Annotated in this window: 1 protein-coding gene; it reads left to right on the forward strand. The window is 45.8% G+C overall.

Annotation, left to right across the window (positions count from 1 at the left end; all coding sequences use genetic code 11):
* Positions 1-163: 163 nt before the first annotated feature.
* Positions 164-509: MgtC/SapB family protein (locus R8O11_RS31510; RefSeq protein ID WP_318195427.1), on the forward strand; the 346-nt coding region annotated here is incomplete at its 3' end.

The raw sequence follows: 509 nt of genomic DNA on the forward strand, positions 1-509 counted from the left end.
CGCTCTGTATTATTGAGCTCTGGTGATAGTTAAAAGCCAGGACAAGACCCGCAGGTAAGGCAGGAACTATGGCTAGTTTCAGATTATCTTCTTGTCGTCACAGCTTCTTACCAATATTCAAATAAACTAATGATATGACAACCGCTTTTTAACGGGGTGATGCATGGATATCAACGAGTTTGCGACTGGCGAGCATCTTATCTGGAATCTGCTTATTGCCTTGCTATTGGGCGCGATTATCGGGACACAGCGCGGCTGGGTGATGCGAAATAGTGTTGAAGGTAGTCGTGTTGCTGGTATTCGTACGTTCTCTCTTGTCGGGTTACTTGGTGGTCTTGTCGCGATTCTTGCGGATCTCTATTCTCCTTTATTGCTTGGTTTTGCCTTGATTGCGTTGGTGATATTGGCGTGTATCGCGTTTATCATGCAGCAGAAGAAGAGTCGCGATATCAGTATTACTGGCGTGGTTAGCTTGTTGGTGACGTTTGTGTTGGGCAGTTTAGCTGTGT

The sequence above is a fragment of the Vibrio sp. 1288 genome (assembly GCF_033344475.1).